Raw genomic sequence first — 25,376 nt, 5'->3', positions numbered from 1 at the left:
AGACAAACAAAAAAATGGATAACTTTTATACCATACGGTTCAAACGAAAGACCGCCAAACGGTTTAAGAGCTTTTCGAAAAAAGTAAGTAAAAGTTATTCTAGGACTTTGGATATGGTCATGGACTTTTTTGAGTGGCATGGCTTTATACCCTCCGAGCGGTATGGAAAGAGCCTGGTACAGGAAGTCCTAAAAAACCGCAAACGCACTGAGGCGACCATAGCCATCATCAAGGACATAGAAAAGAACCAGACCAAACCTACCAATGCCATGTTGTTGTCCTTATTCGAACAGCAGGAGGAAGACGAGGACGAAATGGAAGAATGGATTGAGCATTTTAAGAGTCAAAGCTCGGTGGATGGACTAGAACAGGAGCATATCGAGGTTACAGTACCCAAAATCCGTTATGAAAGGTTAGAGGACAAAATGGACTCTTTAAAAAAGGATTTTAACTATGTGCTGGACAAGGTCAAGATTGTAAAGAGAAGTTTCGGGAAGAAACATTTACGGTTGGAACTTACTGAAGGAGAGATCGAAAGACTCAAAAGAACAGTAAAAAATATATAAACCATGTACATCGCTATTACAGCACAATATCGGGGAGGCAGTTTTAAGGGAAGTGTTCGAGGTTTTGCCAATTATCTTGAAAAAGAGAATGAAGGCAAGACGCCAGAACAGCAAGAACATTTCTTTAACCAATATGAGGATACAATAGCTATTGAACAGGTGATACAAGAAATTGACGGGAACACAGCTAAATTGGAAAAAAACGCCCCAAAATTTTATTCTATGGTGGTTAGCCCCACTCAACGAGAATTAAAGCATATCGGCAACGATTCTGAAAAATTGCGGGAATACACTCGTGAAATTATGAAAGATTATGCCGAATCGTTCAACAGGGAACCAAAAAAGACTGTTAATGATATAAAATACTATGCCAAGATTGAACATGAGCGCTTTTATAAGGAAACAGATAAAAAGATACAGGAGAACCAACCATATGCCAATAAGATACTGGAACTTAAAAAAGAGATACGGCAGATAGAACAAGGCGAAGCCAAAGGAAATATCGACAAGTTGAAGTTGAGGATTGCCAAACTGGAAAAAGAAGCCCCACACCAACAGAACGGCAAGCGCATAGTAAACGGGATGAAAAAAGAAGGGTACCAGACCCATATCCATATCATTGCCAGCAGAAGGGACATGAGCAACTCCTATAGCCTGTCCCCTGGTTCAAAATACAGGGCATCAGAAACGGAACTTAACGGAAAGGATGTAAAACGAGGATTTGATAGGGACAAGTTCTTTAAAGCAGCCGAAAAGACCTTTGACAGGACATTTTACTACAATAGAAACTTTGTAGAAAGCTATCAGGGCAAGAATCTATTTATAAAAGACCTCAAGAAGTTTTTTGCTATCATGGCAGGATTACCCACCACAGAAAGGCAAGTGGCCTTCCAACTGTTGCACAAATCAGGCATACATATTCCCAACATCCCTACAAACAAGGTTCAACTAGCATTCAAGGCATTGATGAAACTGAAAAGAGGCATTGAAAAGGGTATTGATTCAGGTTCTGTTGGAATATAAATTTTACAAGGTTATCTACAAATGGCGACTTATTATCCGATAAATACAGAGTTACATCAACCACTTTATAATTTATTACGACAGAATTACCATTTCAAGCTTTGGGAAATTGATAGAATCTTTAACCCTCGAAAACGTAAAGGCCAAGTGTCTTTCTTCATATCAAAAAATATTGTCTTCTTTTTAGGAAAAATTCCTGATAACTAATTTCATTGGCTCAATAATAGCGTTGTTTTCCGTAGGTTTTTTATGGACTACCTTGTTTAAAAAATGTATCGCCTTTTCTGCAATATTGGTCAAAGAATACGCTACAGTAGATATGTGAGGTACAGTGTATTCTCCAGGTAATTCTTTCCTAAAGCTCACAATAACAGGCTTTTTAGTATTGGCAGTATGGGTCTGTAAAAAAATATCTAATTGACAGGCCATAAAATAGTCTGTACAAATAAAACCATCAAAAGAAGCCTTTCCCAACATTTGAGCGAAAGCTGTTTCCGTACCTTTTTCATCTATAGTAACAGCTACTATTTCATGATAGACATCAGAGTTTGCAAAAAAGGCTTCAAAACCGGATTGGATACTTGAATTTATATAAGGATGGGTCTCAGTAGTTACCAAAGCAATATTTTTAAGGTTTTGAAATTGCAAATGTTTGGCAGCTATCTGGGCACCATTATAAAAATCTGTTGTAATGGTAGTGGTAGTTGAGCTAACTTCGACATCCATATGATTGATAACCACAAATGAAATACTTTCTCTTTTGCAGTAAGCACCAATGTTTTTTATATAGTTGGTACGAGTCAACAAACTGATTATCGATACGGTTCTGACATCTGTTACGGCGTCAAAAAAAGCATCAAGACTTTTGTTGGTGGTGAGCAGTTGTATAGCACACTGGATGTCTTGTTGAATAAGGTATTCCTGAACAAGTGCAATAAACCTATAGTCACACTTGTCGGTATATCTATCCACCAAAAAGAATACGTTTCTTTTTTGTTTCTTGATATAATCGGGCAAATCGGAAAAATATCCCATTGTTCTGGCTGCATTCCATACCTTTTCTTTCGTTTTCTTACTTATGTTGGCATGGTCGTTCAACGCCCTGGATACGGTAGATGCCGAAATACCTATGGATTTGGCTATGGCATCAACGGTTACATTTTGTTTTTTTTTCAATATATATCAAGTTATGAATTGTATTGGCGACAAGGTACAATTTTACCTAAATATTCTTTATATGAATGATATAAATCTATCTATAGGACAACATTTATTCTATTTACCTTTAATTTGCTGATGAAGTTAACGCCAGTATCAACCATGCGGCATGGGGCATCCACTGTTCTGCCCAACGCCAGTTTTGAGCTGGGTCAACATCATAGGGCGTGGGCATATAGGCAATATCGTTTTCATTTTCAAATCCTGCTGTAATGCCGTTGGCAACACCTCCCTTAAAATTAAAATGGGTGTCTTCTGCAAAATAATCGGGATTGTTATGTCCCAATCCGTCAACCATACAGATATCATAAGGATTCAGACCAAAAATCCAGTTCAAATGGTTGCTTGTAAACTCCCGTGCCTGTTGCTTTTGTTTTTGATTTAAGTAAGGGTGTATTAGATGAAAAGCCGCTACATAAGAAGCCAAACGGGCGTCTTCACCTTGCCACCAATAACCAGTTTCGTTTTGGTGCGGAATAAAAAAAGCTGAACGCTTTTGGTTTTCGTTCGTAGCCTTTACATATTGTCTCGGGTAGCCAAAAGGGTTGTTAACTTCATGGGTAATTTGGACTTCAAAATCAAAAGATTGTCGAATGGCATTGATGGCTTTGTCTTTAAGGGTTTTGTCGGTTTCTATTTCCAGAAATTTATAAAGGGCTATTAACGGTAGCCCAGCCTCAACGGCATGGAAATAAGGGCGTTTACCCCCATCATCGGCTCGCCACCAACCGGAAAAGTTTTCATCACTGCTTATTCTTTCGGTAAGTTGTATCATTCGCTGTCTGGTATCCTCCAAATAGCTGGGTTGTTTTGTTGCCGAATACAATTCTGTTGTTGCAATCAATGCACAATAGTCGTCAATAATGTTTTCTTTACCGTTATCTATATAGGCTTGATTGTATTTTAACAAATGTTTGTATGCTTTTTCGGCAGCTTTCAGGCTCGTTTTGCCCTTGACTTCAGTATTCATTGTAGAAAATCTGGCGAGTGCCGCTATGGCCATACCAGCGCCTTCCCTAAATCCGGCTTTATATTCATCGGTTCTAATGCCATCTTGGGTTTTATAGGCACATATTTCTCTTTTTTCGGGATCGCCGGACCAATTATCGAATATGGTGAGGTAAAAATAGCCTTCTTCATCCTGCATTCGCAATAAAAAATCGATGCCATAGGAAATTTCACCCAACATTCTATCGCCCAGTGCTTTGTCTGCATTGCTTTTTTGTTGGTAATGGGCGAGAGATTCCATCAAATTCCATATAAAAATGGGTGTTTGCTGCGGGGGCATATAGTTTGAGTAGCACAGGTGGCTTAAGTACTTTGACACGTCTCCAGAGGCATCATACCATCCGCCGTGCACATCAACCGTATCTTTTCTCTTACCGAAAAAGGTCATCTTTCGGTCTTTGTCTTCATATTTTTTAGCAGGGTGTTGCGATTCGTAACCTTCTATCAGCAATTCCAACGCCTTGTCTGCGAGTGTTTTGTCATCAATAGTAAACGTTCTGCTCGTTATGTCTTTGCCGTTAAGGTTGGCAACAATACGATATGTGCCATTGGTAGTAAGGTCGCTAAAATAACCTGCGTAGGCTTTTCCGGTATGCCATTGGTCTATCTGTCCGCCTTCAGAAAACGAGCCATTATAGACCATTTCGTCGTTGCTATCCATAACTTTAAAATTTTTTGGAACATGGTTAGATTGGGTTTGTAAAACCACCTTCTTCACAGCATTGTTGTGGTAACCAGTATGGTTAATCAATAGTGTAGTATTGGTTTGGGATTCGGGTTTTTGGCAACTCATAACTGTTGTGAGGATGAGTGCTATCATAAAAACAATTTGTTTGTTCATTTTATAGGTGTTTTATTAGTATTTATCAAAGGTTCTGTTTGTGCATCGTAAAACAATGCTGCTGCACCCAATACGGCAATATCGGGCGTTTTGGATGCCTTTATTTTGAAAGTGGGCAATACGTGCTCATAAATGTGTGTTTTGATCACTTTTCGCATTTCTTTCTCAAAAAAAGGAAATGCTTTTGAAATGGTACCGCCAATGACCACGATTTCGGGGTCGGCAATCAGCAGTATTGCTTTGATGAGGTTTCCCAAATCCTGTCCGTAGTATTCAAAAATGGCCAATGCTATTTTATCTTTTTGTTTGGCTCTTTTGTAGAGGGTATTAAAATCCAAGTTATACTTTATCTTAAAGTAGGATGTGCTGCAATAGTATTCAAAGTTGCGTTCTTTGTAAGGTAGGTATCCTATTTCGCCGGCACCACAGTTGGTACCCGAATACAAATGGTTTTTAAAGATAATACCTGCCCCAACACCTGAGCCCAATATCAGTCCCACAATGTTTTCATATTTTTTTGCTACACCAAAATATTTTTCGCCCACGGCAAAACAGTTGGCATCGTTATTTACATAGACCTTGACTTGAAACTTTGTTTCCAGGATATCTTTAATGCGCACCTCTTTCCACGAGGGTATTTTTTGCACATCATATACAATACCTCTATTGATATCTACCAAACTGGGTACGCCTATGCCGATACCCTTAATACTGTTGTCGAACACTTCTTCAATAGCCGTTATAGTCTCAGCAACTACTTCCTCTTCGGTCAATCGCGTATTGATTCTTTTTTTTACCTCTTTTTCAATACGACCATTGACTACCTTTCCGGCAATGAGCGTAGTACCTTCCAAAAACACACCTACTACTGATTTTTCTTTTCTATTGCCGTTATCTGTTTTTTTTACTTTCATTGTATTAACTATTTGGTATTCACGGTTTCTAATATAATGATTCTTATTCCAGTGTTTGGCATTTGTTATAAATAAGATTTAATAAAGAATATCCCGCAAAATTATCCTGTGCAAGTTGCCATATCATGATTCCTGATGCATTTTCGTCATAAACCAATTGTACCTTTTGTTCCATCATGGCCGATCCGTTCCACCAAACTTGGTTTACATTATCCATAGTAGCGACCTCTACGCCGTAGGTATTTAATATGTCGCTATAGGAAATTTGGCTTCCCGGATTTGTAGTATGGTCAAAATCTACTCCGTAAAATGGAACACCAACTACTATCTTTTCATCAGGAATGTTGTAGTTGGATTCAAAATATTCCAACGCTGTTTCTGCAAAGTTGTAACTTGAGTGTTGGCCTGGGCTGTTAGGTGCCCAAGCACCGGTTTCGTCATATGCCATGGCGTTGATGAAATCAAAGTTTTGCATGGCCTGATTAGAGATGTTTCGTATGCCAACCCCATAATGGTTTGGAGGTAGAGCGGCACTTAAGCCTTTATCATTAGCTGATAGCACTGGTTTTAATTCCGTTATAAAATGGTTGTATTGGTTGTTGGTATTAACAATGTCGTCATGTTCCAAATCAACGTCAACACCTTGCAACTGATAGGTTTCTAAAAAATCCATAATACCTTCTATCAAGCCGGCTCTGTTGTTTTCGTTGTCTAATAGTGGCCCCCAATAGTTTTGTCCTGCACCAGCACCTCCCAAGGACATCCATATTTCTATATCCGGATTTTCGATTCCGATTATGTCAATCAGGTTTTCAAGTTGGCTATTCGATACATTTTCGGAAAATTTCAATGCACCGTTTCCGGTGGCGGAAGTAGGATTCACGAATGCCAAGTTCACGTGGGTCAATTTGGTGAAATCTATCTGATTGATAACGGTGCTGTTGTTCACTTCCCACCAAGGGAAATAGCCAATAATTTTTTTGCTGATTGGTTTAGGGGTGATTTTGCCGTTATCTTTGGAAGGGTTGCAGGCCATAAGCACAATCAAAAAAAGACAACTGGAGAGTATATGTTTTTTCGTTCTAAAATACATTCAGTTTGTTGTTGTTAATGGTTATTAGTTTTTCAAAAGCCAATGCCGCCGTACCGAGGATAAAAATATCTGGATTGTCGGAATAGGCAATGTTCAGGTTTTGGAGTACTTTTTTATAGGTAAAATCGGCTATGGTTTTTTGGAAAGCCTTGTTAAAATATATATGCGATTGTGCCACAGAGCCCCCAATAACTATTTTTTCGGGACATACGGTATGTAAAACCATGGTAACGGTGTTGCCCAAATGCAGACCAAATTCATTAAAAAGTTCTAACGCTTGGGCATCGCCGTTTTTAGCTTTTTCCATGGCTTCTTCACCCGTAGTGCCGTTGTTGAGGAAAAACTTGCCGCTGCAATAATCTTCAACAATGCCATCTTTATAGGGCATCATACCAAACTCGCCAGCACCGCAATAAGAACCACTAACCAATTTGCCCTCGTTAATAATGCCTGCGCCCAATCCGGTACCTAAACAAATCCCTACCATATTTTCAGCACTATTCCCGAAATAGTATTCTCCCAATGCAAAACAGTTGGCATCATTTTCCAACAGAATTGGAACCTTGAATTCTTGGTTCAATAATTTGCTTAGTTTTACCTCTTCACAGTCGGGAATATTCTGTATTTCGTATATCACACCATTTTCTTTGTCCAAGATACTTGGAACGCCAATACAGATAGCATCTATATAAGCTTCTTTTTTTAATTGGTTTATGATATCGATTATTGAATCGATCAACTCTTTTTCTTTTTTGAGTTCTTTGGGCAGTTTTTTGAACACTCTTCTGGACACTTTCCCGTCCTTGACAAACCCTGCGTTTATTTTTGTTCCTCCTAAATCAATACAAATAAGGTTCAATCTTTTTAACTGTAACAATGACATGTTTATTTATTTAGTTTTATAGTTTTATTTTTTATGATTGGTTTTGCCCAAAAACTAACACTTAGAATATAGGCTAATACAATAAATACAGTAGCCATACCAAATCGTAAAGAAGTGTAATCGCTCACAAAGCCTACCAGCAATTGTACTACTGCACCTCCCATAATGCCAGTCATTAATATTCCGGTAAAAGCACCATGGTTTTTACTGATGGAATTCAATGCTAATGAAATGATGATTGGATACATGACCGAAAGGAAAAACCCACAAACCTGAAAGGCATATAAAGCAGTTTTAGGATGTGTGGTGAACAAGGCAACGCCAAACAGCAAAATAGAAAAACCTGTAAACACCCTCAATACAATTTTGCTATCAAAAAATTTCAACAGGATTAAGCCTACAATGCCTCCAATGGTCATCAATCCCCAAAAATTGCCCACAGCAACGGCTCCAGTAGTTTCGTAGTCAAAACCGTGGTACTCGTTCAAAAATTTACTCATCCAATAAGAAATGCCTTGTTCGGTGCCCACATAGGCAAAAATGCCGAAAAAATAAAGGAGTGCCAGTTTGTTCTTGAACAGTTCGATATAGCTGTGTTTAGCCCCGGCTTTTTCATCGTCGGACAACTGTACTTTTGGAAAACGCATCAGAAATATTAGAAGGAGCATTAAAAGACTGATAGCTGCAAACAGCCAATAAACTGATACCCACGACAGGTCTTTCGAGGTAATATGTGACAAGGTATTAATTAGCCAATTGGAACTGTTTCTGGTACCCATATTGGTTACCAACCAAGAATATACCAACGGGGCCGCAAATGATGCCAAACCAAAGACCAATTGCCCCAATACAGAGGTAAAGGCATAGTTTTCTTCACCGCCCGTAGTACGCAGTAGCGGATTGATAACTACCTGTAGTACAGCCATTCCCGTACCTATGGCAAATAAGGCCATAAGAAATACTGGGAAACTGGGATATCGGGCAAACATGGCAGAAGCCAAAAAGGCGATCAAAAATGCACCCATCATCAGTTTTTTTTCGCCATACCGCTCTACCAAAAAACCAGCAGGAATAGACATAATACCATAGGCAATAAAAAAAGAAAAAGGCAAAAAAGCTGACATTTTATTGTTTAGACCAAAACTGTCGGTAACACTGGGGTTTAATGCACTTAAAATATTGGTCAAAAAAGATATGACAAAGAAAGTTACCAGTATTAATACTAAAATTTTATTGTTTCTCATGGTGCGATTGTGGTTTTTGAGTTCATTAGATTGTTTTTATTAACAATACAAATATATTAATTTTTATTATTAGTGCAATAAATTGCATAAATAATAAATTTTATTTATTTGATAAACAGTAATTTATATTTTAAAATTAAATTTTTTATTTAGTATTAAAAATATTTATTGCATTAATTTGTTTTTTGTTGTTATTTTTGTAATTTTGGATGCAATTATCTTTACTTAAAACAATTCAAAATGAAAAAAAACAATACGATTTTGCTTGTTCTTCTTGGTATATGCTGTACGGGCATTATGTTTGCGCAACAATCCGTGACCGGGGTTGTGACATTTCTTGATAACAATCAACCAGCACCTGGTGTTTCTGTGTATATTAAAGGGAGTGCAAAGGGGACGGTGTCTGATTTTGATGGTGCTTATGCCATTGAAGCACAGGCCGACGATGTTCTGGTCTTTTCCTATGTTGGTTATAAGACCCAGGAAATAAAAATCGGAAACCAATCAATCATCAATGTTGCTCTAAATCCTGATGTGGAAGCATTGGGCGAAGTAGTTGTAACGGCATTGGGTATCAAAAGGGAAAAGAAGGCTCTTGGGTATTCGGTTACCGAAGTTAAATCGGAAGACCTCTCGAAAAACGGCGAAATAAATCCTATCGCTAGTCTTTCAGGTAAAGTGGCAGGTGTCAATATCTCGCAGACTACTGCTGGACCTTCTGGTTCCAAGCGTATCGTGATACGTGGTATCAGTTCAATAGAAGGAAATAACCAACCGTTATATGTGGTAGATGGTGTGCCTATTGATAACTCGACGCAAGGTCAGGCCACAGAGTTTGGTGGGTTTGATTTGGGAGATGGAAGTTCAGATATCAACCCCGAGGACATAGAGTCAATATCCATACTCAAAGGGGCTTCAGCTTCCGCACTTTACGGAGCCAGAGCCTTAAATGGGGTAGTTCTGATTACTACAAAATCGGGAAAAAAAGGAAAGAAAAGCTTAACGGTTGATGTGAATTCATCTATAACTGTGGATAGGGTTTTGACGAAGCTCGATGAATACCAAACCATTTATGGTCAGGGCAATAACGGTATATTACCAAGGGAGGGTCAACCAGCCAATAGTATCACTTCTGCTTGGGGGCCGAGAATGACCGATGTGTCCCGTAGCATTTTACAACAAGATGGTGTGGAGCATCCGTATCAACTGGTTAATAACAATATTCAAGATTTTTTTAATATTGGTACCACGTACACTAACAGTATCTCAGTCAGTTCAGGTTACGAGAGTGGTAGTACAAGATTTTCCTATGCTAATGTAACCAATGATGATATCATCCCTAAAAGTGGTTTAGAAAAAAACACATTCACCTTACGGTCAAAGAACGATTTAAACGATTTTATTGCACTTGATGCCAAGGCTACTTATATTACTGAAAATGTCAATAACCGTCCGGCATTGACAGATGATGTTAATAACATAGGTAATGGATTGGTTGGGATAGTTCCAAATTTTAACCAACAATGGTTGCAGACTTATAAAGATGAAAATGGTAATTATATAGATTACACAGGAAATATTTTCAGGGCAAACCCTTATTGGACAATAAACGAAACGTTTAATAAAAGTAAAAAGAACCGGTTTTTAGGATTTGCAAATCTGAACATAGGTCTGAGTGAATCTCTTAATTTAAGACTGAAAACAGGTATAGACAGGTATGATTTTAATTTTGTTAATTTTTACAATCAAAACACGCCTACAGCACAAGGAGGATTGTTCTTTGATATCAATTCAGTGGTACAAGAAATTAATTATGAAGCCTTGTTAACGTACAACAAAAAAATAAATGAAAACATAAACGTAACCGTTAGTGCAGGAGGGAATATCCAGAAAAGCGAATCGAAACTGACCAGAACTTTGGGTACGGAGATTATTGAGACGAGTATAGCCAGTGTTAATAATTTTAGTAACTTGAGCGTAACGCCAGATGGTACTAAAAAGGAAATACAAAGTATATTCGGGTTTGCACAGTTAAGCTATAAGAACTTTGCCTTTTTAGATGTTACGGCTCGTAACGACTGGTCCTCTACATTACCATTGCAAAACAATTCCTTTTTTTACCCTTCTATCTCTGGTAGTTTTGTTTTCTCTGATGCATTCGATATTAAAAATGATATTCTTACTTACGGAAAAATAAGGGCTTCATGGGCACAGGTTGGTGGAGATACAGATCCATACAGATTATCCTTAACCTACAGACTAACAGGTTTACCTTTTAACGGTAATCCTCAAGGTGAAATACTTGAAAATACCATACCTAATGCCAACCTTAAACCACAAACAACCACTTCTTATGAATTTGGTACAGACCTAAGATTTTTCAAAAACAGGTTGGGGCTGGATTTTACTTATTATAATCAAACAACCGACAATCAAATTTTAAGGGTTGAAGTTCCTCCTGCTTCGGGTTACGAAAGTGCCTTATTGAATTCAGGAGCATTAAAGAACAGCGGTATTGAGCTACAATTAACAGCAACACCAATAGATACTGATTTTAAGTGGGACATTACCTTGAATTATGGAAAAATATGGAACGAAGTAGAAAGCCTGCACGATGATGTAGATGCCTTTACCATTGCCAATGCAAGATGGTCCGGTGTTACCATTGTTGCTTTTGAAGGTGAAGAATTTGGTAAAATTGTTGGTCGTGGTTATAAACGCGATCCCAATGGTAATATAGTACACGACGCCGATACAGGACTTCCATTGGCAACAGACAGCCCTGTAACTTTAGGAAGCATTCTACCTGATTGGACTGGAGGGCTTATCAACACATTCAGTTATAAAAACTTTACACTAAAAGCATCGTTGGATGTAAAAATTGGTGGAGATATTTACTCCATAACCAATAGAGGTATGTACATTGGTGGTACGCATAGTGCTACTTTGCAAGGGAGAGATGCTTTTAACGACTGGGCAGCAAGAAACGAACAAGCACGCCTTGACTTTATAGCTGGTGGAGGCAACCCTGCAGATTATGTACCGCTGACTTTGGACGGCGGGTTTGTAGGTAAAGGTGTAAAATTAGTTGGACAGGATGGTGATGGTAATGATATTTACGAAGAAAATGATGTTGTTGTTAATCCACAGCGATATTGGAGCGAAGCGGCCAACTCAATACCCGAGACCAATGTGTACGATGCAAGTTATGTTAAACTTAGGGATTTGTCCATAGGGTATTCGCTTCCTAAGAAATATCTGGAAAGAACACCTGTTCAGGATATCACATTTTCATTGATTGGACGTAACCTTTTTACACTCTACAAGAATGTACCCAACATCGATCCTGAATCCACATATAACAACGGTAATGGGCAAGGGTTGGAATATGGGTCTTTACCAAGTCGTCGCCATTATGGGCTTAATTTAAGTCTGAAATTTTAGAATGAATAGATGGTTATTATTAACAGGAAAAAATAAACACATGAAAACAATAAACCAATATTTAGTTATAATCTCCTCTATAGTACTTATGATGTTTGTATCATGTACCGAAGATTTTGAGGACATCAACACCAATCCCAATGCCTTTAATTATATAGACCCTGGCAGCCAGATAACAAAAATACAGTTAGATATAGCAGGAAACAGGGAAGAAGTATGGCGGTACGATTTAGGTATTTGTAGCCCTATGGTACAGTATCTTGGAGGCTCTTGGTGGACACAACACGGTGGACAATACCGTATTGTAGAACGCAACCATTGGTACACCCTTTGGGAAGAATCTTATAAAAGAGATGTCAAAAATGTAATAGACCTTATAAATAGGACTCAAGGCAATCCTGAGTTTAACAATTCAAATGCTGTAGCAAGAATACTAAAAGTGTATATTTTTTCCAGATTGACCGATTTGTATGGAGACGTTCCTTATTCTGAAGCAGGAAAAGGTTTTACAGACCAGATTTTGCAACCTAAATATGATAAACAAGAAGATATTTACACCGATTTCTTTAAGGAGTTAGACGAAGCTGTAAGTGCTTTGGACAGCTCTCTGGACGCCATCAACGGTGATGTAATGTTTAATGGCAATGTTGAAAAATGGAAGAAATTTGGCAATTCGCTAAGAATGAGACTTGGTTTCAGATTGGTAAAAGTCGACCCTTCCGAAGCGGAAAATCAGGTTAATGCAGCAATAAACGCTGAAGGAGGTGTTATGCAAAGCAATAACGATGCATGTATGGTTAAATACAATGCATTTAGTTTTACCGATGGGGAAAACAGGGGTAACGGTCTGTCCCAAGTTTTTCATGCTTCCGAAAATTCAGAAGGGTATAGATTGACCAACACTCTTGTTGATTTTATGAAAGATACACAAGATCCAAGGTTGCCAATTTATGGGGGCACCTATCTGGGCGTAAATGGCGGTGAGTACGGTCAAGATATTACAGAGTATTTGCAATTGGGCATTACTTACGGCGCCATGTGGTGGAATCAATGGGCAGATTATGGTGATTTGGTAGATGACCAAGGCAACTATATTGTGTACGTACCACATATCTCTAAATATATGCAACCCAGTAAATATGTAGCGGCATTAGATGCTCCGTTTTTTCATTTTACTTATGCCGAAGTGGAATTCCTATTGGCAGAAGCCGCCATTCGAGGTTGGGGAGCTTCAGATGCCGAAAGCCATTACAAGAACGGAATCAAAGCATCAATGGAACTCGCAGCACAATATCCGGGCGCTCCGGTAATAGCACAAGCTGCAATAGATGATTTTATAGTAGCAAACCCATTGCCTGCTACATCACCTGACAATATGAAGGTTATTCACGAACAAATGTGGGTCAATTTCTTTATGAACGGTGTTGAGGCTTATGCTGATTTCAGACGGTCAGGATATCCGGAACTGATTCCTTTTACCTCGGTAGAATGGTACAGTAGCGGTACCGGTGGCATTATACCACGCAGGTTCTTTTATCCAGAATTTGAAGCTGTGAACAACCCGGTCAATTATCAGGAAGCCATAGATCGAATGGGAGGCACCGATGATTGGCTAACACCCGTTTGGTGGGATAAACAAGAATAACTTTGTTTTCATACTTGCACAGGCAGGAAGTATTAAAAACTCCTGCCTGTGTTTTTTAAAAATGATGATAAACACACACAAAAAAAATATTTTTTATAGAATGCTATGGGTAATAACCTTGTTTTTTACCCTTTCTTCTTGTCAAAAAGATACCCCCGATTTATTTTTTGTAAATGTAACTGTTAAAACCTCTGTAAAATTTCCTTTTAGTGCTATTCTGAAATGGGATGCTTCCAACCTTGAAAGCCCCATACATATAGAAGTCTTTGACCAAACCACTACACAAGTAGTATGGACAAACCGCCATGTTAATATAGCAGAAGTAAAAGGAAAGGTGCTGGTAACAGGTTTAAAGCATTCCCACCCGTATCAATACATCATCACCCAGAACGAAAACCTTCTCGATCAGGGAAATTTCATGCTGCCAGAACCACCAGAATGGATAGACAACTTATCTTCTTTTGAGATATCGGGTGAAATGAATTTACAAGGAAAAAACCTTTTGTTCAACAAAATGAGCATGCCCTCGGGCATTTTTGTGGTTGATGAAAACGGTAAAACCGTATGGGCAAGAACCTCTATCAATTTTGTGAAGATGGTAAAGCTCACCAACAGAAATACCATACTTACTTTAGAAGATAATACCGGTAACCAACAAGGCAGTGGCAACCTAATTTTGGAAACCACTTTTGAAGGAGACACACTTACCCATTTGGAATATGGTAAAGGGGATTTTAATAAAATTGCCCATCATGATGTCGAGTTGCTCAATAATGGCAATTTTGCTTTTATTACCGATGTGCCACAGAACAACAGCAGGGTAACAGACGGCATTTCTGTACTCAACCCAAATGGTAACAACATTTGGAACTGGCAGGTGGAATCAAATGTTTTTGGTGCTGATATGTCCCAGCCCTGGGGTAATTCTCTTACCTTGGATAAATCTGATAGTAATTATATAGTAAGTTTTAGAAACCTAAATCAAATATGGAAAGTCGATAGTTCTTCGGGTAATGTAATTTGGAAACTCGGACAACAAGGTACCATCCCCTTATCGGGAGACGAGGCCTTTCTGTTGCAACATCACGCACAAATGATTGATGAAAACAAACTCTTGTTGTTTGACAATGGCAGCATGGATGAACGACCATATAGCAGGGTTCTTGTTTATACACTCAATACCCAAAGTGATGAAGCAAGCCTAACAACCAATATCACACTTCCTGATGAGTTGTTCTCGGCCTTTATGGGTGGTGTGCAACCGCTACCTGACGGTTATTTGGTAACCAGTTCAATGCAAGGAAAAATGGTAAAGCTCAACCACCAAGGAGAAGTACAGAGTATTTTGAGCTTTGGCGACCGGATTTTTAGGGTAAGTGTAATTGATACTCTCTTTTAAATGGACACGCATTTAAAAATAACAACTACTGATGCCAATAAAGACAATCTATATCATCAATCTTATGGAATCTAAAACACACACAACAATACTGCTGAAAACACTGTTTTCATTCATTCTAATGGTAAGTTCCCTACAGGTTTTTACCCAACAGAATATTTATATTAATCAGATTGGTTATCTCACTAATGCACCAAAACACTTCTATACCGATTTTGAGGTAGATAGCTTTTCGGTTGGCTCTAGTTTAATTCAGCTATTATTCGTATATTTAAGATATGGACTTACAAGAAATAAAGAACAGTCTGTCCCTTCTTTCAGAAGCAGATAGATTAGAATTACAGAAGGAACTAGACTTATTATCAGGTTCAAATCCAGTCTCGCCAAAAAGCCAAGAATCAAGACGTAATATATTGGACAACAAACTTGGACGTTGTCCGCATTGTTCACACTCAAAGTATGTTAAATTTGGCATTGACAAAGGTTCGCAACGTTACAAGTGCAAATCCTGTAAACGCAGTTTTACAGAGTATACGGGAACTTGGATGGCAGGACTGCAACGTAAAGATAAGATTGATGCTTATCTAGTATTGATGCTAGAAGAAAAAAGCCTGGACAAGATAAAAGAAGCGCTATCAATCAATAAAAAGACAGCTTTTGATTGGCGCCATAAGATATTGTCATCGTTGTCGGAAAACGATAAAGATGACTTTACTGGAATAACAGAGAGTGATGAGACGTTTTTCCTGAATTCTGAAAAAGGAAGAGCCGTATCCCATCGGGAACCTAGAAAACGTGGTGGCTCATCAAAAAGCAGTGGCATTAGTAATGACCAAGTTGCAGTGATAGCAACACAAGATAGAAAATCAGGTTTAGATCTTACTGTAGCTACAATGGGCAGAATAAAGAAAATCGATATAGAAAAGGCGATAGGAAATCAAATAAGCCCAGACCAAACCATTCTGTGTAGTGATGCTCATGTAAGCTACAAAGGTTTTGCAATAGATAATAAAATTGAGCACCATGCGCTAAAAGCAGTTATTAGACAACGTGTAAAAAACAAAATATATCATATTCAGCATGTCAACTCAACTCATAATAGACTTAAGAAATGGATTGGCAATACATTTTGGGGTGTATCAACAAAGTATTTGCAACAGTATTTAAACTGGTATCGAATTAAAGAGAAAATTAAATACAGAAATGATAAGCTAAATGTATTTGTAAATAAAGTAGCCGAAGATATTACTGCGTATCGGAAATATCAAAATATTGGATTGAGGTATCAAAAACTAATTTCAACGCAGTATTAAACTAGAGCCTACAATTATTCATCCACAGGCATCCCCTAAGGATTGCCCTAACAGGCAAAACTTTTATTAAAAATGTGCTGTCTAAAAAAGAAAAAAGAGTGGTCTTAAAACGGGTCTTTATCCCAATCGCTAAAAATTGGGTGTTCTGACATTCGGTGTTTGTCTTGTCGTAAAGGTGGTAAGATTTCTATGCTTTCTTCATCTTCATAATTAATCAGGTAAGATGTATTAAAACTCTGTTTTTGCCAAAATGCAGAACTGGCACGGAACGGTAAATTAAAAAATTGCTTACAATACCAAGTAAATATTTGTGGGTCGTCATAACCAGTTTTAAATGGAAATTCTTGTTCGTGAAATTTAAGCGTTGGACAAAGCGAACGGGCTTTAACGAGCAAAGCAAATAATTCTTCTGAAAATGCGCTTTTATCGGCAACATCTATCAAACCAAGATAAGTATAATAAGCTACGTGTAATCTATGCAGTTGCTTAGGGTCAATCTTGAAAACTTTCAATTCTGCTTCGCTTGTGTAAAACTGGCTTGTATCTTGATTGAGATACGAATGATTTTTGATAACGGGATTAGGATATTCAATCGCCCATTGTTCTACCATATCAGCAAGCAATGAACGTAACTGCATTTGTTTATCTTTTTCCATACACAAATTTTTATCAAACGAAAAAGTTTAGTATTCCATACCCAAGTCTTTATTTTCGTCTAAATCATTTTCTTGTTCTATTTGTTCAAATTCTTCTCTTATTCTATCCTTCTCATATTGCAGTTCGCCGCCCTCAAAACCCATTCGGTAATCTTCGGGCAAATTCTCTGCACTTAAAACTGTCTCTTTCATTTCAGGGGTATGCCTACTAATTTCATAGCCATGATTAAAGCCCTTTAAAAAATCTGCGGATGGTTCAATTGTTTCTTCCATTTTAAAACGTGTCTTTTGCGTGTTTCTCTAAATATTCATTGATACTTTCTGTATCATATAAAATGATTTTTTTTCTTGGTTGGCTAAAGCGTATATCCCCGTTATTTCTCAATTTGGAAATGGTTGTTTTAGATGTTACTCGAAGTAAACGCATGGCTTCTTGTTCAGATACCCATTTATCTTGTTTTTCGTTACTTTCAATTCCTTTCATGCGCTTAACAACCTTATCTACAAGGTCATAAAAGGCTTTGGTTTCTAAACATATTACTTCCATATGGCTAATCTATGAATTTAGTACTGCATCGAGGGCATCATCTGCATCTTTATGGATGAAGTTAGCCTGATAATTAATTGTCGTTTTTAAATGGCTATGGCGATATAATTTTTGAAGCATTATTGGCGATATTGAATCCCCTGCTACGTTTCCAAAAGAATACCTTGCTATGTGATTTGATAGGTTCTTATCAATCTCACAAATGGCTGCAATTCGATTTAAATGCTTATATAAGTAGTGTAGATGTATTTCTAGTGTAGATGTATTTCGTTTCACTACATTTCGACCAAGTTAAGTATTTACTCGTTTCTGCATAATTATATTTCAATAAATCATACATAGGAATGCTTAAAACAATCGATTTGAACAATTGTGAGGGTCGATATTAAAACTAATTTTATGTAAAAAAGTATGATGGTATTACCCTACTTTTTATAATGATGCACCTCTGAATTATCATAAAATGCTAGGTGTCCATTTTCAAATAAAAATGGATAACCAATAGTTGCCTTCTCAGAAATATAACTATATATCATATCAAATTTATTATCATAAATACCGATGAATCTCTTGTTTTTTATAATCAATTCTCCATCACTCTCGAAAACTCTTAAGTCTTTTTCTTTTGTTTTTCCAAAATTCAATAATTCAATATGTTTTCTTTTTGTTAAATCCTTATCATATACATCCATATAATAATGGTCTTTTTCTTTCTTTTTCGAAGTTTTGTATATAACAACTATTTGTTCAAAAACACTAATAAGCTCAATTGTAGACCCTTTGCTGAATGGGTCTTCAGACAACATTTTTTCTGATTTTTTTTCATTATCTAAATTATATGTAATTAAATAATCCTGTTTTTTAGGCTGTTTCTTTTTACTTGCCTTATTTTTAATTGTTCTAATATTATAACGGTAATCTCTTCCTAAATCGTTAAGTGATTCTTCAAATTTATATTGAGACCCTTCCCATATTTCTTTTTTTAATAGTATTCCATTGATATCAAAATGAAATACATCATGTATTTTTCTTCCGTCAGAATTGTCAAAAATGATAATATTATTTTGTGTTTTTAAATTATGAAAATATTTTATATCAGGTAATCTACCATCTATTGGGAATCGCTTTATCCATTGTTTTTTACCGCTATGAGAGATTTTTAATAAGAAAAACTCATGCTTTTGAAACCATTCAATGTTAGGTGCCTTCATTTTAGAGACACTAACTCCGTTTGTTTTAACAGATAGATCGTAATCATATTTTCCTTCATACTTCCCTATGATTCCTACTAAAATTTGTCCGTCATCAACTTTCATACTAGTTGTTAAATAAGCATTTCGATTAGCTTCTTTTATTTCAATTTTATCTAGACTTTTTCCCGAATAATCTGAAACATTAATAATTAGACTACTAAACACATCACTAACTCCTGATTTATTAGTTATTTTATGATATTCACGTTTAGAGTTTACAATAACTTTGTCAAAAAAAGTTGTGCCTAGATAATGCCCCTTTGTATTTAAGATATTTGAAGGTTCACCTTCTTTAATAATATTTATTGAGCGTTCTTGCCCTATAATATTAGCGTCATCTTTGTAAACTACATACGGTAAGTTGCCATCACTATTTAGTCCCATATAAATCAAATAATTAACCTTAATAGGGCTATGTAATTGTTCATATGAACTTTCTTGTTGACAGTATAGATTTTTTGAAAAAATCAATAAAACTAATAAACTTACATTTAACGTTTTCATCACCTAAAATAATTTGATTATTAAGACTATTATTAAAATTTACAAAGAAAAACAAAGTGTTTTTATAAGAGCAATACAAAGATAAGTATTATTTCTATATCGATATAGCTTGAAACAGTTTCCTTCATGTGCTTAACGATCTTATCCATAAGGTCATAAAAAGCTTTGGTTTCTAAACATATTACTTCCATATGGCTAATCTATGAATTTAGTACTGCATCGAGGGCATCATCTGCATCTTTATGGATGAAGTTAGCCTGATAATTAATTGTCGTTTTTAAATCACTATGGCGATATAACTTTTGAAGCATTTGAATTGGTATCTTGTCACCTGAAATATTGCCAAAAGTGTGTCGGGCTATATGCATGCTAATTTTTTTATTGATTTTTAGCTTATCCGCAACCCTTTGAAGCTTTCTGTTCACATTCCTTGTAACGGATTGTGTTCTTGATAAAAGAACTCTTTTATCATTTAAGTTAATAGCTCCTAAATCTGGAAAAACTAGATTGTTTTTGTTGGACTCTTGTCGTGTGTCCTGCGTTACTTGGGGATACAAGATATGATTAAGTTCATGGTCATTGGCATTAGGTTGGACTGCATAAGTTCGGTAAACCTGTTGTAAGACACTGTTTTTGGGAACTCTCTTTTCATATGTTGCCTGACATAATAAATATAGAAGTGCTTAAAGGTCCTGAAATTGCTTAGATGGAACAATACCGTAATGGTAATCACTTCACTTTTGGACATCGTTGGCTGACGCTTTGGGACATTGCCAAGTAGCGCTTTATCGACAATTTGGTCATATTCTTTGCAAAATTCGTCGATAACACAAAATAAATCCGTAATTTTAGAATAACAATACATAGATAGATTTTTAGATTAATAAATTGAAATTCAGTACTTTAATTTACTAAAAATCTATCTTTTTTCTTAATAAAATCTATCAAAATATTAATCGAACTCAGGTTATAAAGATACATTTATTTATTGTCCTACAGACTGTTGGTTATAAATAATAATTCCTTATATAAAAGAAAACGCTTAATGAAAACATTACTCATAGAAGATAAGGCATACATTAGAAAAGGGTTACGTAATCTATTACAATTAATAGATACAGAAATTGCAATAATTGGAGAATGTGAGTCGGTAAAAGAAGCTGTTGTTGTAGCAAATGCGTGTAAGCCAGAATTAATTTTTTTAGACATCAATCTTACGGATGGTACAGGTTTTGATTTTTTAGAACAGACAGATAATTTAAACTACAAGGTGATTTTTATTACGGCGTATGAAGAACATGCTTTGCGTGCTTTAAAAATTGGCGCTGTAGATTATTTGTTAAAACCTGTAGATATAGAAGAACTAGAAATAGCATTACAGAAAGTTTCTAACTTGCCTATAAAAGAACAAAAGCAACAAATAAAAACAACAAAAGATGCTTGGAACAATGAAGATTCTAAACTCATATTGTCGCTTCATGATAGTTTTCAGGTTATAGACTTAAACGAATTATTGTTTTGTGAATCAGACAAAGGTTATACTACTTTTTATTGTAGTAATAATAAAAAACACATGGTTTCAAAAACCTTAAAAGAGTTTGAAAAACGCCTCTCTAAAGCTAATTTTACACGCCCACATCAATCGTTTATGGTTAACTTAAAATTTATAGATAAGTATGATAAGTCCGGTGTTATTTATTTAAAAGATGGTAGAAAAATACCAGTTTCTTCTAGAAAAAAAGAACAGTTTTTGGCCACATTTTTAAATTGGAATAATAACTAATTTTTCTTCTTTTACGGATATCTTTTCAAGTATCACGCTTATTTATTCTATAGCTTCTAAAATAGATTCGCTATTTCCTAAACTATTTTGGCTATGTACTTTTAATAGTGTAAAACAAAAATACACTAAAAATGAGAGTACTAAAACTTATGGTAATTGTAGCTGTAATAGCAACATTAAGTGCTTGCGGAAAGTCTACCAATGAACAATCTCACGATAAAGTAGGATTTACATCCATAGAAAAAGAACTTAAAAATAAGTTTGGTGATAATGCGTACTACACTGATTTAACCATTACCTATAATAAATCTATAGGCAATATTATTGGAGCGACAGTTACAGAAGCTCCAGAATCTTTAAAAATGGGGCAATGGAATTTAATCCAAGATAACTGGAAACAAAACTCAGACATCTCTCTAGAAGTTCCACAAGGTAGTAAAGCAGCCGATTTTATGTTTCAATTAGATGATAAAATCAACCTAACCAAATTAGGTGAATTGGTTGAAATTTCCAGTAAACAATTAAAAGACGAAAAGAGTATTGTAAGTCCAGCATTGAATATGGCATATATAAAATTTCCAAAAAACGGAGCTATTTCTAAAACGGAATATGTTGTAATGTTAGAACCAGAAAACGGCGGTACTACATTCACTTTTCGATATAGCCTAAATGGTGATTTTATTGAAATGGATTATTAAAAAAAAATATTACACACTTTAATCTTTAAACAAATTAAACATGAAAAAAACAATCAAATTTACCAAAACCCTACTCCTTACATTATTAATTATAACCTATAGCTGTAGTAAGGATGATGACCCTGTAAATGTTATAAATCTTCAAGATTTAGAGGTAGCTATAAATGAAAACCCAACTAACGGTGATGTTGTAGGTACTGTAGAGACTACCCAAACAGTAGGAGGGGCAACCTTAACATTCAGCATCACATCGCAAACACCAACAGGAGCTTTAAATATTGATGCTAGCACAGGAGAACTAACCGTTGCCGATGCTACCTTGTTTGATTTTGAAACAAACCCTACAATTACAGCAACCGTTTCAGTTGATGAAGCACAGAATACAGCTTCTGTAACAATTACAGTTAATAATATTAATGAGTTAAACTCACAAGATTTTATAGCTACTATTGACGAAAATCCAACAAATGGAGATACTATTGGAACAGTACAAGCAGCTGGTGATGGAACGTTAAGTTATAGCATTTCTTCTCAAACACCTACTGGAGCATTAAGCATAGATGCCAGTACTGGAGAATTGAGTGTTGCTGATGCTAGTTTGTTTGATTTTGAAACGAACCCAACTATTACAGCTATAATTTCTGTGGATAATTCAGGAAATCTACAAACAATTACAGCCACTGTTAATTTAAACAATGTAAACGAATTAAGTATTCAAGATTTTACAGCTACTATTGATGAAAACCCTGCAAGTGGTGATGCTATCGGAGCGGTACAAGCTTCTGGAGACGGAACATTAAGCTATAGCGTTTCATCTCAAACACCAACTGGAGCATTAAATATAGATACCAGTACGGGAGAATTATCGGTTAATGACCCCAATGTGTTCGATTTTGAGACCAATCCCGTAATTACCGCGACTATTTTGGTTGATAATAATGGGAATACAGCCACAGCTATAGCAACAATAAATCTTAATGATGTAGATGAAATAGTGGTTCAAAATGCAAATTTTGATATTGATGAAAATCCATCAAATGGTGACGTTGTTGGAACACTACAAGCCACAAGTAGTGGGACGTTGACCTACAGCATTACCTTTCAAAATCCTGCTGGTGCTTTTAATATTGACCAAAATACTGGAGAACTCACTGTTGCCGATGCCAGTTTGTTCGATTTTGAAACCAACCCCAATATGCTTGCGACTATTTCAGTAGACAATGGTACCTATTCGGTATCTGCAAATGCCTTTGTTGCACTTAACGATTTAGCTGAACAAGCTTCAATTGGAGATGTTAGAGATGGTGGAATTGTATTTTGGGTAGATCCTACAGACAACACGCATGGTTTAGTATTTGCATATAATAACCAATTAGATAATTTACAGTGGGGTTGTTCTGGCACTACAACAGGAGCAAATGGTACAGCTATCGGAACTGGAACAACAAACACCACAACAATAATATCTGCTGGATGCGGAACAGGAGGAGCTGCAGAAGCAGTTTCTAATTTAAATATAAATGGCTTTGATGATTGGTTTTTACCTAGTGTAGATGAAATGAATCAAATATCTATGAATTGGTCTACTATTTGGCCTGTAATGCAAGCAAATGGGGGGAGTGCAATTATTAGTTCAAACTGGACTTCCACTGAAGATAATAATAACAATGCTTTTGTGGCTTATTTAGGTTCTGGGTCTGGAAGTCTTCCTAAAACTTTAACTCGTTCAGCAGTACCTGTTAGAGCTTTTTAAAATAAATAAAACTAAAACATAAAAGCCTTCATTTGCTATTGATAGTAAATGAAGGTTTAAATTAATTCAATTAATAACCATAGTCATGGAAAATATAATAGAAATTAAAAACGAGTATAATTCATTAGATACATTACATAATTTTTTAAAAAAAGCTTCTTCTTTTAAATGTACTAAAGAATATGATAAGTGGGAAGTTAGAACAGATGCTAACGGACAAATGGCTCAATGTCTTGTACTTAAAAAAAGTGGCATGCATGCTGTAAAACTATATTTTAAAGAGGACAATACTTTAAAAATAAATCACATCATTCCTAGTTCACTTATGAATGCGTATTTTGGTCAAAGTCAAGAAAAAAGACAGAGTATTATTCAGGTATTAACCGAAAAAATAAAAGAAAAAGTGCTAGCACCAGCTCAAAAAAGGCATTTCAGGAGTTGATAGAAGTAGTAAATAAAGCAGCGGTATAATTTAAAAGGTTTTGTAAGAGAAGTATTTTGAAATCCAGTAGCTGTATAAAAAACAATGAAAAAATTAATCTACATAACTGTCTTTTTACTAGTATGTATTGCTTGTAATTCAAACACAAAGAAAAACTCTAATAGTAAAGTATTTGTAGTTGATTCTGTAAACATAGCCAAGAATGAAAATAGTATCTCAAAAGTAGATAATGAGCAGTTAACTACGTTAGCTGTTATAGACTCTGTGAGCCTCAAAGAAATAAAACGGTATGTAGATGAAGAGTTACCAAGCATTTTCGATTATTACCAGCATGAAAAAATAGATGAAGTAGAAATATGGTCAGAAAAACTATTTGGTAGATGTTGTACCGAAGCAGATTTAGAGTATTCAGAGCTTTTATTTTTTAGTATTACTGCCAATAACAAGAATCAAAAATATCCGTTTGAAAATTTATCCGACAAAACTTATAGTACAGCCTTTGTATTTGAAGAAAATGAAAACATAGAAATTTCAATAGCACTAAATCGTAATGATAAATGGCATAAATCTCAAACCTATTTGTTAGTAGATGATGTTTTAAAACCGAATGACACCCTGTTAAATCCTTTTAGGTTAAGTCTGGTTAATGGTTATGTGAAATCAGAAAAAACGTTTAAAGAAAATGGAAGAGTAAAAGAATTAAAAGTTTTTTTAAACAATACTCTTAAAGGAACTATAAGGCTACTAGATACACCTTTGGTACAAGAATTTAAGCTGAATTTTGTATTCACAAAAAATGATGTGGTTAAACTAGTACCTATAAACTACTACAAAGGAACTAAATACAGCGACATATGCATTTCTGAAATACAAAGTAGTCTATCTCAAATTATACATCCAAGTATTAATAAAAAATATAAAGTAAGAGAACTATGGCAGATTGGAAATGAGTTGAAAAAAAAGAAAGAATAACAGACATCTAAAAGACAAGACGAAAAATAGGATGAAGCTGTTATCTTGTTCAGTAATAAACAAAATCACTTGGTTTTACCTACAGTATTGACATACGTAGGTTTTAATCTTCAAAATAAAGAAGGTAACAATTCTTATGCAATTTCGCACAGATTAGTAGTATTGAATATAAGTAAG

Annotated in this window: 22 protein-coding genes and 2 pseudogenes; 11 read left to right on the top strand and 13 right to left on the bottom strand. The window is 35.8% G+C overall.

Translation table 11 applies throughout. The features are described 5' to 3' along the window. Window positions 1–14: 14 nt before the first annotated feature. Window positions 15–566: a BfmA/BtgA family mobilization protein gene (locus ACY2RU_RS04250; RefSeq protein ID WP_490137161.1), complete on the top strand. Its 552-nt coding sequence runs from the start codon at window positions 15–17 to the stop codon at window positions 564–566. Window positions 567–569: 3 nt separating this feature from the next. Further along, entirely contained in the window at window positions 570–1,589 is a 1,020-nt protein-coding gene (gene mobB, locus ACY2RU_RS04245) for a MobB family relaxase (RefSeq protein ID WP_490137160.1), read from the top strand. Between the two features lie 183 nt (window positions 1,590–1,772). On the opposite strand, the gene ACY2RU_RS04240 is transcribed toward mobB, so the two are convergent. The 6 genes from ACY2RU_RS04240 to ACY2RU_RS04215 all read right to left on the bottom strand — a co-directional run bounded on the left by ACY2RU_RS04240 (window position 1,773) and on the right by ACY2RU_RS04215 (window position 8,790). Beyond that, on the bottom strand, window positions 1,773–2,765 hold the full coding sequence (locus tag ACY2RU_RS04240) for a LacI family DNA-binding transcriptional regulator (RefSeq protein ID WP_490137159.1): 993 nt from the start codon (window positions 2,763–2,765) through the stop codon (window positions 1,773–1,775). 109 nt (window positions 2,766–2,874) lie between these two features. Further along, the gene (locus tag ACY2RU_RS04235; protein ID WP_490137158.1) at window positions 2,875–4,656 is read right to left on the bottom strand and encodes a glycoside hydrolase family 9 protein; all 1,782 of its coding nucleotides are present in this window, start codon (window positions 4,654–4,656) and stop codon (window positions 2,875–2,877) included. Further along, a complete protein-coding gene (locus ACY2RU_RS04230) occupies window positions 4,653–5,570 on the bottom strand; it encodes an ROK family protein (protein WP_490137157.1) in 918 nt (305 codons plus the stop codon). The genes ACY2RU_RS04235 and ACY2RU_RS04230 overlap by 4 nt, the downstream gene beginning before the upstream one ends. 43 nt (window positions 5,571–5,613) lie before the next feature. Beyond that, complete coding sequence (locus ACY2RU_RS04225) at window positions 5,614–6,606, bottom strand: glycosyl hydrolase family 18 protein (protein ID WP_490137471.1); 993 nt, start codon at window positions 6,604–6,606, stop codon at window positions 5,614–5,616. A 46-nt stretch (window positions 6,607–6,652) separates the two neighbouring features. Continuing rightward, window positions 6,653–7,546, bottom strand: coding sequence for an ROK family protein (locus ACY2RU_RS04220; RefSeq protein ID WP_490137156.1), 894 nt, complete (start codon window positions 7,544–7,546; stop codon window positions 6,653–6,655). Between the two features lie 2 nt (window positions 7,547–7,548). Then, window positions 7,549–8,790, bottom strand: coding sequence for an MFS transporter (locus tag ACY2RU_RS04215; protein WP_490137155.1), 1,242 nt, complete (start codon window positions 8,788–8,790; stop codon window positions 7,549–7,551). Window positions 8,791–9,030: 240 nt separating this feature from the next. On the opposite strand from ACY2RU_RS04215, the gene ACY2RU_RS04210 reads away from it, so the two are divergent. From ACY2RU_RS04210 to ACY2RU_RS04195, 4 genes are all read left to right on the top strand, one after another. After that, complete coding sequence (locus ACY2RU_RS04210; protein WP_490137154.1) at window positions 9,031–12,234, top strand: SusC/RagA family TonB-linked outer membrane protein; 3,204 nt, start codon at window positions 9,031–9,033, stop codon at window positions 12,232–12,234. 40 nt (window positions 12,235–12,274) lie between these two features. Further along, window positions 12,275–13,879 (top strand): SusD/RagB family nutrient-binding outer membrane lipoprotein, encoded by a 1,605-nt coding sequence (locus ACY2RU_RS04205; protein ID WP_490137153.1) that lies wholly within the window; start codon window positions 12,275–12,277, stop codon window positions 13,877–13,879. 100 nt (window positions 13,880–13,979) lie between these two features. After that, window positions 13,980–15,278 (top strand): aryl-sulfate sulfotransferase, encoded by a 1,299-nt coding sequence (locus ACY2RU_RS04200; protein WP_490137152.1) that lies wholly within the window; start codon window positions 13,980–13,982, stop codon window positions 15,276–15,278. A 278-nt stretch (window positions 15,279–15,556) separates the two neighbouring features. Then, window positions 15,557–16,591, top strand: a complete 1,035-nt coding sequence (locus ACY2RU_RS04195) for an IS1595 family transposase (RefSeq protein WP_490137151.1) — start codon at window positions 15,557–15,559, stop codon at window positions 16,589–16,591. A 104-nt stretch (window positions 16,592–16,695) separates the two neighbouring features. Here the strand turns inward: ACY2RU_RS04195 and ACY2RU_RS04190 are convergent, their stop codons facing one another. The 7 genes and pseudogenes from ACY2RU_RS04190 to ACY2RU_RS04160 form a co-directional block, all read right to left on the bottom strand. Next, complete coding sequence (locus tag ACY2RU_RS04190; protein WP_490137150.1) at window positions 16,696–17,247, bottom strand: hypothetical protein; 552 nt, start codon at window positions 17,245–17,247, stop codon at window positions 16,696–16,698. 27 nt (window positions 17,248–17,274) lie between these two features. Continuing rightward, the gene (locus ACY2RU_RS04185) at window positions 17,275–17,520 is read right to left on the bottom strand and encodes a hypothetical protein (protein ID WP_490137149.1); all 246 of its coding nucleotides are present in this window, start codon (window positions 17,518–17,520) and stop codon (window positions 17,275–17,277) included. Between the two features lies 1 nt (window position 17,521). After that, window positions 17,522–17,794 carry a helix-turn-helix domain-containing protein gene (locus tag ACY2RU_RS04180; protein WP_133688052.1) on the bottom strand — a complete coding sequence of 91 codons (273 nt, stop codon included), beginning with the start codon at window positions 17,792–17,794 and terminating at the stop codon, window positions 17,522–17,524. Between the two features lie 425 nt (window positions 17,795–18,219). Continuing rightward, entirely contained in the window at window positions 18,220–19,551 is a 1,332-nt protein-coding gene (locus tag ACY2RU_RS04175) for a hypothetical protein (protein WP_490137148.1), read from the bottom strand. A gap of 62 nt (window positions 19,552–19,613) precedes the next feature. Continuing rightward, entirely contained in the window at window positions 19,614–19,742 is a 129-nt protein-coding gene (locus ACY2RU_RS04170) for a hypothetical protein (RefSeq protein WP_490137147.1), read from the bottom strand. A gap of 9 nt (window positions 19,743–19,751) precedes the next feature. Beyond that, a pseudogene (locus ACY2RU_RS04165) lies at window positions 19,752–20,081 on the bottom strand (tyrosine-type recombinase/integrase); the annotation flags it as partial. A 20-nt stretch (window positions 20,082–20,101) separates the two neighbouring features. Continuing rightward, window positions 20,102–20,416, bottom strand: a pseudogene (locus ACY2RU_RS04160) (IS982 family transposase); the annotation flags it as partial. Between the two features lie 180 nt (window positions 20,417–20,596). Between ACY2RU_RS04160 and ACY2RU_RS04155 the strand changes: the two are divergent. The 5 genes from ACY2RU_RS04155 to ACY2RU_RS04135 all read left to right on the top strand — a co-directional run bounded on the left by ACY2RU_RS04155 (window position 20,597) and on the right by ACY2RU_RS04135 (window position 25,199). Beyond that, window positions 20,597–21,334, top strand: coding sequence for a LytR/AlgR family response regulator transcription factor (locus ACY2RU_RS04155; protein WP_490137146.1), 738 nt, complete (start codon window positions 20,597–20,599; stop codon window positions 21,332–21,334). A 131-nt stretch (window positions 21,335–21,465) separates the two neighbouring features. Continuing rightward, window positions 21,466–22,032, top strand: coding sequence for a hypothetical protein (locus ACY2RU_RS04150; RefSeq protein ID WP_490137145.1), 567 nt, complete (start codon window positions 21,466–21,468; stop codon window positions 22,030–22,032). A gap of 40 nt (window positions 22,033–22,072) precedes the next feature. Then, window positions 22,073–23,785 (top strand): hypothetical protein, encoded by a 1,713-nt coding sequence (locus ACY2RU_RS04145; RefSeq protein ID WP_490137144.1) that lies wholly within the window; start codon window positions 22,073–22,075, stop codon window positions 23,783–23,785. Window positions 23,786–23,870: 85 nt separating this feature from the next. Beyond that, window positions 23,871–24,227: a hypothetical protein gene (locus ACY2RU_RS04140; RefSeq protein WP_490137143.1), complete on the top strand. Its 357-nt coding sequence runs from the start codon at window positions 23,871–23,873 to the stop codon at window positions 24,225–24,227. An 84-nt stretch (window positions 24,228–24,311) separates the two neighbouring features. Beyond that, window positions 24,312–25,199, top strand: coding sequence for an NADase-type glycan-binding domain-containing protein (locus tag ACY2RU_RS04135; protein WP_490137142.1), 888 nt, complete (start codon window positions 24,312–24,314; stop codon window positions 25,197–25,199). Window positions 25,200–25,376: the final 177 nt, after the last annotated feature.

The organism is Ulvibacter sp. 2305UL32-6, assembly GCF_058148545.1.
Note: the sequence above shows the minus strand (reverse complement) of the source record. Positions and strands in the feature narration are given on the sequence as shown.

Bases quoted from the DNA above. Each gene is read 5' to 3' on its own strand.
- ACY2RU_RS04250 (WP_490137161.1), top strand. From the start codon at position 15: ATGGATAACTTTTATACCATACGGTTCAAACGAAAGACCGCCAAACGG.
- mobB (WP_490137160.1), top strand. From the start codon at position 570: ATGTACATCGCTATTACAGCACAATATCGGGGAGGCAGTTTTAAGGGA.
- ACY2RU_RS04235 (WP_490137158.1), bottom strand. From the start codon at position 4,656: ATGAACAAACAAATTGTTTTTATGATAGCACTCATCCTCACAACAGTT.
- ACY2RU_RS04230 (WP_490137157.1), bottom strand. From the start codon at position 5,570: ATGAAAGTAAAAAAAACAGATAACGGCAATAGAAAAGAAAAATCAGTA.
- ACY2RU_RS04225 (WP_490137471.1), bottom strand. From the start codon at position 6,606: ATGGCCTGCAACCCTTCCAAAGATAACGGCAAAATCACCCCTAAACCA.
- ACY2RU_RS04220 (WP_490137156.1), bottom strand. From the start codon at position 7,546: ATGTCATTGTTACAGTTAAAAAGATTGAACCTTATTTGTATTGATTTA.
- ACY2RU_RS04215 (WP_490137155.1), bottom strand. From the start codon at position 8,790: ATGAGAAACAATAAAATTTTAGTATTAATACTGGTAACTTTCTTTGTC.
- ACY2RU_RS04210 (WP_490137154.1), top strand. From the start codon at position 9,031: ATGAAAAAAAACAATACGATTTTGCTTGTTCTTCTTGGTATATGCTGT.
- ACY2RU_RS04205 (WP_490137153.1), top strand. From the start codon at position 12,275: ATGAAAACAATAAACCAATATTTAGTTATAATCTCCTCTATAGTACTT.
- ACY2RU_RS04200 (WP_490137152.1), top strand. From the start codon at position 13,980: ATGCTATGGGTAATAACCTTGTTTTTTACCCTTTCTTCTTGTCAAAAA.
- ACY2RU_RS04195 (WP_490137151.1), top strand. From the start codon at position 15,557: ATGGACTTACAAGAAATAAAGAACAGTCTGTCCCTTCTTTCAGAAGCA.
- ACY2RU_RS04190 (WP_490137150.1), bottom strand. From the start codon at position 17,247: ATGGAAAAAGATAAACAAATGCAGTTACGTTCATTGCTTGCTGATATG.
- ACY2RU_RS04185 (WP_490137149.1), bottom strand. From the start codon at position 17,520: ATGGAAGAAACAATTGAACCATCCGCAGATTTTTTAAAGGGCTTTAAT.
- ACY2RU_RS04180 (WP_133688052.1), bottom strand. From the start codon at position 17,794: ATGGAAGTAATATGTTTAGAAACCAAAGCCTTTTATGACCTTGTAGAT.
- ACY2RU_RS04175 (WP_490137148.1), bottom strand. From the start codon at position 19,551: ATGAAAACGTTAAATGTAAGTTTATTAGTTTTATTGATTTTTTCAAAA.
- ACY2RU_RS04170 (WP_490137147.1), bottom strand. From the start codon at position 19,742: ATGGAAGTAATATGTTTAGAAACCAAAGCTTTTTATGACCTTATGGAT.
- ACY2RU_RS04155 (WP_490137146.1), top strand. From the start codon at position 20,597: ATGAAAACATTACTCATAGAAGATAAGGCATACATTAGAAAAGGGTTA.
- ACY2RU_RS04150 (WP_490137145.1), top strand. From the start codon at position 21,466: ATGAGAGTACTAAAACTTATGGTAATTGTAGCTGTAATAGCAACATTA.
- ACY2RU_RS04145 (WP_490137144.1), top strand. From the start codon at position 22,073: ATGAAAAAAACAATCAAATTTACCAAAACCCTACTCCTTACATTATTA.
- ACY2RU_RS04140 (WP_490137143.1), top strand. From the start codon at position 23,871: ATGGAAAATATAATAGAAATTAAAAACGAGTATAATTCATTAGATACA.
- ACY2RU_RS04135 (WP_490137142.1), top strand. From the start codon at position 24,312: ATGAAAAAATTAATCTACATAACTGTCTTTTTACTAGTATGTATTGCT.